Source organism: Brevundimonas sp. ZS04, from assembly GCF_001956865.1.
Classification (GTDB): domain Bacteria; phylum Pseudomonadota; class Alphaproteobacteria; order Caulobacterales; family Caulobacteraceae; genus Brevundimonas; species Brevundimonas diminuta.
The window spans coordinates 77467-88265 of sequence record NZ_MTHE01000011.1; the positions used below are offsets into that span (position 1 = coordinate 77467).

Consider the following 10799-nt stretch of genomic DNA (forward strand, 5'->3'; position numbering starts at 1 on the left):
GCCCGCCTCTTGTCTCTGTCTTATGGCAACCCCGTCTAGGCCCAGTGCATCGGCACATGGCGCGCCGCCGCCCAGTGGATGGCGCGGATGGCGTCGACGATGGCGCGGGTGGCCGACACCGTGCCCAGCGGCCCGCCCAGATCGGCGGTGACGGCGCCCGAGGCCAGGACGGCGGCGACCGCCGCCTCGATGGAATCGGCCTCATCCTCCAGATCGAAGCTGTGGCGCAGCATCATGGCCGCCGACAGCACCATGCCGACCGGATTGGCCAGATCCTGTCCGGCGATGTCGGGCGCCGAGCCGTGGATCGGCTCGAACAGGCCCGGCCCGTCGGCGCCCAGGGAGGCCGAGGGCAGCAGGCCGATGGAGCCGCCCAGCACAGAGATCTCGTCTGACAGGATGTCGCCGAACATGTTCTCGGTCAGGATGACGTCATAGTCGCGCGGCTTGCGGATCAGGTGCATGGCCATGGAGTCGACCAGGGCGTGCTCCAGGGTGATCTGCGGATATTCCTCGGCGTGGATGCGGGTCACGACCTCGCGCCACAGGCGGCTGGTCTCCATGACGTTGGCCTTGTCGACCGAAGTGACCTTGCCGCGGCGCTGTTCGGCGGCCTGGAAGGCGGCGCGGGCGACGCGCTCGATCTCCTCGACCGTATAGACGCACAGGTCGGACGCCTGGGTTTCGGTGCGGGTGCGCTCGCCGAAATAGACGCCGCTGGTCAGTTCGCGGAAGACGATCAGATCGACGCCCTCGACGATCTCCTTCTTCAGCGGCGAGCGGTGGGCCAGGACCGGCGAGACCTGCAACGGGCGCAGGTTGGCGTACAGGCCCATGGCCTTGCGGATGGCCAGCAGGCCCTGTTCCGGACGCACCGGGGCGCCGTCCCACTTGGGCCCGCCGACCGCGCCCAGCAGCACGGCGTCGGAGGCCAGACAGGCGGCTTTCGTCTCTTCCGGCAGGGAGTCGCCCGTCGCGTCGATGGCGGCGCCGCCGATCAGGTGTTCGGTGAAGTTGAAGCGGTGCCCGTAGATGTCGCCGATGCAGGTCAACACCCGCTGGGCGGCCAGGGCGACTTCGGGACCGACCCCGTCGCCAGGCAGGACGGCGATGTCGAAGGTGCGGGCGACGGGCGTTTCATGGGCGGTCATCAGGCGGTCTCCGGCTGAAAGGCGTCGTTTCTCAGGCGTTCAAAGGTGGTGACGTAGGGCAGTTTCGACTGAAGCCAGCCGAGGGCGTCGACCCCGTCCAGCAGGCACTGGCGGGCGAAGGACTCGACCTTGAACGGCACGGCCGGGGCGTTGCCGCGCCGGATATCATTGGCGTCCAGATCAATCGTCACCGGCTGTTCCGGATGGGCGGCCAGGTCGTCCCAAGTCGCCTGATCGACGACGATGGGCAGGAAGCCGTTTTTCAGGGCGTTGGAGGTGAAGATGTCGGCGATCTCGGTCGAGATCACCGCCCGAAAGCCGTAGTCCAGCAGGGCCCACGGCGCGTGTTCGCGCGACGAGCCGCAGGCGAAGTTCGGCCCCGCCAACAGGATGCGCTGTTCGGTCGGGTCGATGCGGTTCAGCACCGCCTCGGGCTTGGGCGAGCCGTCGGCCTCATAGCGCCAGTCGTGGAAGGCGTGGGCGCCCAGACCTTCGCGCGTGGTGGTGGTCAGGAAGCGCGCGGGGATGATCTGGTCGGTGTCGATGTTGGCCTGACTCAGGGTCAGGGTCTTCGACGTCAGGGTCTTGAACGCTTCAGACATTTTGGGTCTCCCCTATCGCCTCGCGCGCGGCGCTCGACTGCTTGAGGGGAGCCGTCCCCGACAGATAGACGCGCGGGTCGGTCAACACCCCGGCGACGGCGCTGGCGGCGGCGGTGGCGGGGCTGGCCAGTATGGTGCGGGCGCCCTTGCCCTGACGGCCCTCGAAATTGCGGTTGGAGGTTGAGACGGCCAACTGGCCCGGCGCGACGAAGTCCCCGTTCATGGCGATGCACATGGAGCAGCCGGGGATGCGCCATTCGGCCCCCGCCTCGGTGAAGACCCGGTCCAGACCTTCGGCCTCGGCGTCGCGGCGGACGGCTTCCGATCCGGGGACGACCAGCATCCGCACGCCCGGCTGGACCTTGCGGCCGCGCAGGACCTCGGCGGCGGCGCGCAGGTCGGGCAGGCGGCCGTTGGTGCAGCTGCCGATGAAGACCACGTCGACCTTGTGGCCGGTGGTCGCCTCGCCGGCGGTGAAGCCCATGTAGTCGATGGCCTTCTGGTCCGAGGCCGAGCGCGGCTGCGGCACGGGCGCGCCGACGGGGGCGCCTGCGTCCGGGGTGGTGCCCCAGGTGGCCATCGGGCGGATGGCGGCGCCGTCCAGCACGACCTCCTTGTCGAAGACCGCGTCGGGGTCCGAGGCCAGACTCAGCCAGTCGGCTGCGGCGGCCTCATAGTCGGCGGGGACATGGCGACGGCCGCGCAGCCAGTCGACAGTGGTCTGGTCAGGGGCGATCATGCCCGCCCGCGCGCCCGCCTCGATGGACATGTTGCACAGGGTCATGCGACCTTCCATGTCCAGCGACCGGACGGCTTGGCCGGCGTATTCGATGACGTAGCCGGTGCCGCCGCCGAAGCCGATGGCGGCGATGACGGCCAACGCCACGTCCTTGCCGGACACGCCGGGGCGCAAGGCTCCGTCGACCGTCACCCGCATGGCCTTGGCCCGTCGCTGCAGCAGACACTGGGTCGCCAGCACATGGCCGACTTCCGAGGTGCCGATGCCGAAGGCCAGCGCCCCGAAGGCGCCGTGGGTGGCGGTGTGGCTGTCGCCGCAGACGACGGTCATGCCCGGCTGGGTCAGGCCCAGCTCCGGCCCCATGACGTGGACGACGCCGCGCTGGTCCGAGCCCCAGCCCGCCAGTTCGACGTTATGACGGGCGCAGTTGGCCTCCAGCGTCTCGACCTGACGGCGCGCCTGTTCGGTGACATAGGGGCGTTTCCCGTCCGGCCCGGCGGGCAGGGTGGGGGTCGAGTGGTCCAGGGTGGCGAAGGTGCGGTCGGGACGGCGGACCTTCAGCCCGCGCGCTTCGATTTCGGAGAAGGCCTGGGGCGAGGTGACTTCGTGGACCAGATGCAGGTCCACATACATGACGCCCGGAGTCTCGGCGGTTTCCGGCACCACGACGTGCCGGTCCCAGACCTTCTGATACAGGGTTTTAGGCTGGCTCATGCGCGCGCTCCTTCGTCGGGGCGGCGTTCTCTGCCTCGCCGATGGGCTCCAGCCAGCCGAAGCGGTCGGGCGTCGTGCCGTCGAACAGGCCGCGGAAGGCCTTGTTCACCGCCTTGGTCACCGGGCCGGGGCCGCCTGCGCGGGTCATGATGCCGTCGATGGAGCGGACGGGGGTGATCTCGGCCGCCGTGCCGGTCATGAAGACCTCGTCGGCGACATAGAGGGCTTCGCGCGGCAGCACCTGTTCGCGCGCCTCATAGCCCAGGCCGCGCGCCAGCTTCATCACGCTGTCGCGGGTGATGCCCTGCAGGATGGAGGCGGCGGCGGGCGGGGTCATCAGCACCCCGTCCTTGACGATGAACAGGTTCTCGCCTGCACCCTCGGACAGCAGGCCGTCGGCGCCCAGGGCGATGCCTTCGCCGAAGCCGCGCACGCGGGCCTCGCGTCCGATCAGATAGGAGGACAGATAGTTGCCGCCCGCCTTGGCGCCCGCCGGGACGGTGTTCGGGGCCACGCGGTTCCAGCTGGAGATGCAGGCGTCGACGCCCTTCTCCAGCGCTTCTTCGCCCAGATAGGCGCCCCAGGCGAAGGCCGAGATCATCACATCGCTGCGGATCGCCTCGGCCGAGGGGCTGACGCCCATGCCGCACTCGCCCAGGAAGGCCAGCGGCCGCAGATAGGCCGAACGGAGACCCTCGGCGCGCACCACCTCCTTGCAGGCCTGAACCAGCTCGCCCTCATTATAAGGCATGGGGAAGTGGTAGATGCGCGCGCTGTCGAACAGGCGACGGATGTGGTCGGTTAGGCGGAAGCCGCACGGACCGTTGGGGGTGTCATAGACGCGGATGCCCTCGAACACCGAGGTGCCGTAGTGCAGGGCGTGGCTCATGACATGAACCGTGGCGTTCTCCCACGCCGTCAGTTCGCCGTTGATCCAGATGTTCTTAGCCAGCGGTTGCATAGGTCGTATCCTGTGGTGCGGAGGCCGTGACGGCCGCGATGATGGCGGTCAGTTCCGCGTCATTGATTTCGCCGATTTGGTCGGCGCGTTGCTTGAAGCCGGCGAAGACGTCGGCCAGGCGCTGGCCTTCCAGCACATGGCCCAGAGCCTCGGCCCGCTTGCCGACCGCGTGGCGGCCGGAATGTTTGCCCAGCACGAAGTAGCTGCCCTCGAAACCGACGTCCTCGGGACGCATGATCTCGTAGGTGCGGGCGTCGGCCATCATGCCGTGCTGGTGGATCCCTGCCTCGTGGGCGAAGGCGTTCAGGCCGACGATGGCCTTGTTGCGGGCGATGACCGTCTCGGTCACGTCGCGCAGGGTCTGGGAGGCGCGCACCAGATGGCGGCTCTCGGCGGCGACCGTCGCCCCATAGCGGTCCGCGCGGGTGCGCAGGGCCATGATGACTTCTTCGATCGAGGCGTTGCCCGCCCGTTCGCCGATGCCGTTGATGGCGCCCTCGATCTGGCGCGCCCCGCCCTCGACCGCGGCCAGGGAGTTGGCCACGGCCAGACCCAGGTCGTTGTGGCAGTGCGAGGAGAAGATGATGTCCGCGTGGCGCGGGCGGATGATCCCGTCCAGATAGGCGAACCGCTGGCGCGCTTCTTCCGGCGTGGCGTAGCCGACGGTGTCGGGCACGTTCAGCGTCTGCGCGCCCGCGTCGGCGGCGGCCGTCAGCGCCTCGGCCAGGAACTCGGGTTCCGTGCGGAAGGCGTCCTCTGCCGAGAACTCCACGTCGTCGAACATCGAGGCGGCGTATTCCACCGTGCGCGAAATCGTGGCCAGCACCTCGTTGGTGCTCATGCGCAGCTTGGCCGAGCGGTGAATCGGGCTGGTGGCCAGGAAGACGTGGCAGCGACGATGCGATTTCGGCGCCGGAGCCAGGGCGCGGAAGGAGGCGTCGATGTCCTTCTCGTTGGCGCGCGACAGGGAGGCGAAGACCGGGCCCTCGATCTCGCCCGCCACACGGCGGATGCATTCCTCGTCGCCCGGCGAGGCGGCGGCGAAGCCCGCCTCGATCACGTCCACGCCCAGGTCGCGCAGAACATGGGCCATCTTCAGCTTGGCCTCGGCCGACATGGAGAAGCCGGGGGCCTGTTCGCCGTCGCGCAGGGTGGTGTCGAAGATGATGACGCGGTTGGGGTCGGACGCCGCAATCTGGGCGGTTTTGGATACGCGTTCTACTCGGGACATTACGCCGCCTCGGACTGGAAGGTTTGGGCCTGGATGCGCGCGACGCCGATCAGGCGGTCGATCTGGCGGCCCAGGTTGTCGATGGAGCGGGCGGCGTCACGCCCGCGAACGGTCAGGGCGATGCGGCGCATCGCGCCTTCATCGGCCATGCTCATGCCGTCGATGTGGAAGCCGCGGCGCTCCACCAGGCCGATGAGACGCTGAAGCGAGCCGTCGGCTCGGTCGATCTGGATGTGAATGGTGTCGCTCATGATCATGCGCCTTCCATCATTTCAGCGTTGCTCTTGCCCGGCGGCACCAGCGGCCAGACGTTTTCCTTGGGGTCGATGACGACGTGGGCCAGACAGGCGCCTTCGGCGGCCAGCAGGCGGGCCAGACCGGCCTCGACCTGATCGCGGCGGTCGATGCGGAAGGCCTCGACGCCGAAGGCCTCGGCCACCCTCACGAAGTCCGGATTGTCGGACAGGTCGATCTCGGAATAGTTCTCTTCGAAGAATAGCTCCTGCCACTGGCGCACCAGGCCCAGGGAAGAGTTGTCCAGCAGGACGATCTTCAGCGGCACGCCGTAGCGGCGCAGGGTCGCCAGCTCCTGAACGTTCATCATGAAGCCGCCGTCGCCGGCGATGGTGACGACGACCGCATCGGGGTCGGCCATCTGGGCGCCCAGACCGGCGGGCAGGCCGAAGCCCATGGCGCCCAGACCGCCCGAGGTGATGTGGGCTTCGGGCCGGGCGAAGCGGCAGTGCTGGGCGGCCCACATCTGATGCTGGCCGACGTCGCAGGCGGCGACGAAGCGGTCGCCCGCCATTTCGGACAACTGCTTCAGCAGGGCCGGGGCGTAGACGCCTTCGCCCGGCGCGTCATAGCGGGCGGCGTGACGCTCGGCCGCCGAGGCGCAGCGGATGACCCAAGGGTCGATCGCCAGCGGCGCCGCCGACATGCGCGCGGTCAGGGCCTCGATGGCCGGGCGGATCTCGCCGCCGACGGCGACGTGGGTTTCGCGCAGCTTGCCGATCTCCGAGGCGTCGACGTCGAAGTGGACGACGCGGGCATGAGGGGCGAACTCGGCCAGCTTGCCCGTGGCGCGGTCGTCGAAGCGGGCGCCCATGACGATCAGCAGGTCGGACGCCTGAACCGCTTCATTGGCCGCGCGCGCGCCGTGCATCCCCAACATCCCCAGGAAGCCGGGCGCGTCCGTCGGCACCGTGCCCAGGGCGTTCAGGGTGGCGACGGCGGGAATGCCGGTGGTCTCGGCGAAGGCGCGCAGGGCCTCGGTCGCGCGGCCGATCTTCACCCCGCCGCCGATGTAGATCAGCGGGCGCTCGGCGGCGCGGATGAAGCGTTCGGCCTCGGCGATGGCGTCGGGATCGGCCTCAGTCGTCTCATTGGGAATGTTGAAGCCGAACGGGACGACCGTTTCGGCGAACTGGACGTCCTTGGGCAGGTCGACCAGCACCGGGCCGGGGCGGCCCGAGGCGGCGATGTGGAAGGCCTGTTCGATGGCGGCCGGAATCTCGGCCGCGTCACGGACCAGGATGGAGTGTTTCACGATCGGCAGGGTGACGCCCAGGATGTCGATCTCCTGAAAGGCGTCGGTCCCCATGACCCCTTGGGGGACATTGCCGGTGATGCAGACCATCGGCGCCGAATCCATCATGGCGTTGGCGATGCCGGTGATCAGATTGGTGGCGCCGGGGCCTGAGGTGGCCATGCAGACCCCGACCTTGCCGCTCAGCCGGGCATAGGCGTCGGCGGCGAAGGCGGCGGCCTGTTCGTGGCGCACCAGGATGTGCTTCAGCGACGAGCCGGTCAGGGCGTCGTAGATCGGCATGATGGCGCCGCCGGGGTAGCCGAACACCACCTCCACGCCCATCCGCTCCAGGCTGGAGACAAGCAGGCGCGCGCCGGTCATGACGGCCGGGGCGGGGGGTGTTTTCAGGGCGGGCGCGGCGGCGCTCATCGGATCAGTCTCTCTTTATATATACAGAGGGTCAGGCGGCGGCCTGTTTGGCCGTCTGCAGCCAGGCCATGCGGTCGCGCAGACGGGCGCCGACCTGTTCGATCTGGCTGTTGCGGTCGGCGTCCAGCAGGGCCTCGTACTTCGGCTTGCCGGCGTCGTTCTCGGCGATCCATTCGCGGGCGAACTGGCCGCTCTGGATCTCGTCCAGCACGGTCTTCATGCGGGCGCGGGTCTCGTCGGTGATGACGCGCGGACCGCTGGCGACGGCGCCCCATTTGGCCGTTTCCGAGATGAAGTGGTGCATCTTGGAGATGCCGCCTTCGTAGAACAGGTCCACGATCAGCTTCAGCTCGTGCAGGCATTCGAAATAGGCGATCTCGGGCTGGTAGCCGGCCTCGACCAGGGTGTTGAAGCCCTGGATGACCAGCTCCTTGGCGCCGCCGCATAGGACGGCCTGTTCGCCGAACAGGTCGGTCTCCGTCTCTTCGCGGAACGACGTCTCGAGCAGGCCGCCGGTCGCGCCGCCGATGCCCTTGGCGTAGCCCATGGCGCGGTCGCGCGCCTTGCCGGTCGCGTCCTTTTCGATGGCGAACAGGGAGGGGACGCCGCGGCCGCGCGCGAACTCACGACGGACCAGATCGCCCGGCCCCTTGGGCGCCACCAGGATGACGTCCATGTCGTCGCGCGGGGTGATGCGGTCATAGATGATCGAGAAGCCGTGCGCGAACAGCAGGGCCGAGCCGGGCTTGGCGTTCGGCTCGATGACGTCGCGATAGATCTCGTTCTGGATCATGTCGGGCGTCAGGATGGCGATGATGTCAGCGCCGCGAACGGCTTCGGCAGGCTCGGCCGTGGCCAGGCCGTCCTCGGTCGCGTGCTTCCAGCCCGTGCCGCCGTGACGGACGCCGACGATCACGTCGTGGTCCGAATCCTTCAGGTTCTGGGCGTGGGCGCGGCCCTGCGACCCATAGCCGATGACGGCGATGCGTTGCCCGGCGATGGCGCCCGGCTTGATGTCTTCATTGGTGTAGATGGTGATGGCCATGGAAGGACGTCCTTAAGAAGCAGCGGTTTCGGTGGGGCGCGCGGCCAGATCGGCGGGGATCTGAGCCGGCGGCGGATTGGGAATGGTCACGGCCCCTTGCGAGGCGGAGGCGACGGCGGCGCGGTACTTCGCGAAAACGCCTTGCGCCGGGCGGACACGGTTGGGGGCGAAGTCCGCCCGGCGCGCCTCCAGATCGACGAGCACGTCGATCCTTCGGTTGGTGACGTCGATGACGATCGGATCGCCATCGCGAATGAGAGCAATGGGGCCGCCCGCCGCCGCCTCGGGCGAGACGTGGCCGGCGACGAAGCCGTAGGAGGCGCCCGAAAAGCGGCCGTCGGTCAGCAGGGCGACGTTCTCGACCTTGCGGCCCTTCAGGGCGGCGGTGACCTGCAGCATCTCGCGCATGCCGGGGCCGCCCTTGGGGCCTTCGTAGCGGATGATGATGACGTCGCCTTCGCCGACCGAACCATCCTGAACCGCGTGGAAGGCGTCTTCCTCGCAGTCGAAGACGGCGGCCGGGCCTTCGAAACGATCGACCTTATGGCCGGTCAGCTTGATGACCGCGCCTTCCGGCGCGACATCGCCATAGATGACGGCGTAGGAGCCGCGCGCCATGACCGGCGCGTCGAAGTCGGTCACGACCTGTTGGCCGGGTTGCTCTTCGGCGTCGCCGGCTTCGGCGAACAGGCTGCGGCCCGAGACGGTCGGGACGTTGGCGATCTTGCCCGCCTCGGCCAGACGTTGAGCGACCAGGCGCGTGCCGCCCGCCGCATACAGGTGCGAGGCCAGGAAACGCCCGCCCGGCTTCAGGTCGCAGATGACCGGCGCCTCGACGCAGGCCTGGTGGCAGTCCTCGACGCCGAAATCGACGCCCGCCTCGGCCGCGATGGCGGTCAGGTGCATGACGGCGTTGGTCGATCCCCCCGAGGCCGAGACGGCGATGGCCGCGTTCTTCAGGCTGGCGCGGGTGATGTATTTGCGGGCGGTGTCTCCGGCGAAGACGCGCTCGACGATCAGGCGGCCGCAGCGCTCGCCTTCCGCGCCCTTGGCCGGGTCGACGGCGGGCACGTCATTGGCGCCCATGGGGCTGATCCCCATCATCGATAGGGCCATGGCCATGGTGTTGGCCGTGAACTGGCCGCCGCAGGCGCCGGCGCCGGGGCAGACCGCGCTCTCGACCGCCTTCAGGCCCGCATCGTCCAGCGAACCGGCGGCGTGGGCGCCGATGGCCTCGAACACTTCCTGGACCGAGACTTCCTTCGTGCCGATGACGCCGGGCAGGATGGTGCCGCCGTAATAGACCAGGCCGGGGATATCCATGCGGGCCAGGGCCATGGCCGCGGCGGGAATCGTCTTGTCGCAGCCGACGATGCAGACGACGCCGTCCAGCTGATGCCCCTCGATGGCCAGTTCGATGGAATCGGCGACGACTTCGCGGCTGATCAGCGAGGCCTTCATCCCCGCCGTGCCCATGGAGATGCCGTCAGTGACGACGATGGTGTTGAAATCGACCGGATAGCCGCCTGCGGCGACGATCCCGGCCCGCACATCCCTGGCCAGACGGTCCAGGTGCATGTTGCAGGGCGTGACGGTCGACCAGGTGTTGACGATGCCGATCATCGGCTTGTCGAAATCGGCGTCCTGCATCCCCGCCGCGCGCAGATAGGACCGCGCCGCAGCCCGGTTCGGGCCCTGGGTGACGGCCGCCGAGCGGCTGTTGGGCTGTTTCGTGCTGTCAGAAGGCGTCGTCATTGTGATTTTGGAACTTCTTGCCTGTCGGTGTTGAGCTGGGCACAAGAAAAACCCCGCGTCCGGAGCCGGAGCGGGGTGAATGGGCGAAACTGGCTGGGTTCAGGTCAGGTCGCAGGCATCCACACCGCTTGGCTAAGCGGAATGAGAATTACCGAGAGAAGGAGTACGCCCAGCGACAGCACGCGCAGATCGGCCGCCGCTTGCGCGGGGCTCGGGATCGCAGCGATGGCGGCGCGGTGGGACAAGGAAAGACCTTTCGAACTGGCGCTCTTATGCCTCGCCGAATGTTGCGGCGCAACCGCGGATGCACGAATTATGGAAGAAAGAACCCTGCGGCGGCGTCGCTGCGGGATTTGAACGCCAAAAACAGTCGCTCAAGTGCGTGTCTGGGATAAAAATTTCATCCTAAGGCCGATTTCTCTTTAGCTCTCCAGACGCGCGCGTACGTGAAGGGCGCCGGAAGTAAGGCGCGGACGACTCTGGTTCGTTGAGTTTCTTGGACTTTTTGTGAAAAGCCGCTTGCCAGTCGGAAAGAGCGGACGTATATCGCCGCCTCGCTCGGAGACGGGCTGGCCCAGCGGGCTTCGGAGACGGTGTTTTCGGGGTTTTGTTCGGGGCAAGGGTTTGAAAAAGCGTCTTGC

Annotated in this window: 10 protein-coding genes; all 10 read right to left on the bottom strand. The window is 68.2% G+C overall.

The features are described from left to right. Positions 1-35 precede the first annotated feature (35 nt). The gene (leuB, locus tag BJP32_RS13425) at positions 36-1151 is read right to left on the bottom strand and encodes a 3-isopropylmalate dehydrogenase (RefSeq protein WP_076224473.1); all 1116 of its coding nucleotides are present in this window, start codon (positions 1149-1151) and stop codon (positions 36-38) included. Beyond that, positions 1151-1753: a 3-isopropylmalate dehydratase small subunit gene (gene leuD, locus BJP32_RS13430; protein WP_076224475.1), complete on the bottom strand. Its 603-nt coding sequence runs from the start codon at positions 1751-1753 to the stop codon at positions 1151-1153. The genes leuB and leuD overlap by 1 nt, the downstream gene beginning before the upstream one ends. Next, positions 1746-3206: a 3-isopropylmalate dehydratase large subunit gene (leuC, locus tag BJP32_RS13435; RefSeq protein WP_076224477.1), complete on the bottom strand. Its 1461-nt coding sequence runs from the start codon at positions 3204-3206 to the stop codon at positions 1746-1748. The genes leuD and leuC overlap by 8 nt, the downstream gene beginning before the upstream one ends. Then, entirely contained in the window at positions 3193-4167 is a 975-nt protein-coding gene (locus BJP32_RS13440) for a branched-chain amino acid transaminase (protein WP_046653114.1), read from the bottom strand. The genes leuC and BJP32_RS13440 overlap by 14 nt, the downstream gene beginning before the upstream one ends. Then, a complete protein-coding gene (locus BJP32_RS13445; protein WP_046653115.1) occupies positions 4151-5398 on the bottom strand; it encodes a 2-isopropylmalate synthase in 1248 nt (415 codons plus the stop codon). Before BJP32_RS13445 ends, BJP32_RS13440 begins: the two co-directional genes overlap by 17 nt. Further along, positions 5398-5649: an ACT domain-containing protein gene (locus BJP32_RS13450; RefSeq protein WP_046653132.1), complete on the bottom strand. Its 252-nt coding sequence runs from the start codon at positions 5647-5649 to the stop codon at positions 5398-5400. Before BJP32_RS13450 ends, BJP32_RS13445 begins: the two co-directional genes overlap by 1 nt. Positions 5650-5651: 2 nt before the next feature. Further along, positions 5652-7358, bottom strand: coding sequence for an acetolactate synthase 2 catalytic subunit (gene ilvG, locus BJP32_RS13455; RefSeq protein WP_076224479.1), 1707 nt, complete (start codon positions 7356-7358; stop codon positions 5652-5654). Positions 7359-7389: 31 nt separating this feature from the next. Next, positions 7390-8403, bottom strand: a complete 1014-nt coding sequence (ilvC, locus tag BJP32_RS13460; RefSeq protein ID WP_076224481.1) for a ketol-acid reductoisomerase — start codon at positions 8401-8403, stop codon at positions 7390-7392. Positions 8404-8415: 12 nt separating this feature from the next. Next, positions 8416-10158, bottom strand: coding sequence for a dihydroxy-acid dehydratase (locus BJP32_RS13465; RefSeq protein WP_046653121.1), 1743 nt, complete (start codon positions 10156-10158; stop codon positions 8416-8418). Positions 10159-10558: 400 nt separating this feature from the next. Continuing rightward, positions 10559-10799 (bottom strand): hypothetical protein (locus BJP32_RS17725; RefSeq protein WP_233126842.1); only part of this gene is annotated, 241 nt, incomplete at its 5' end.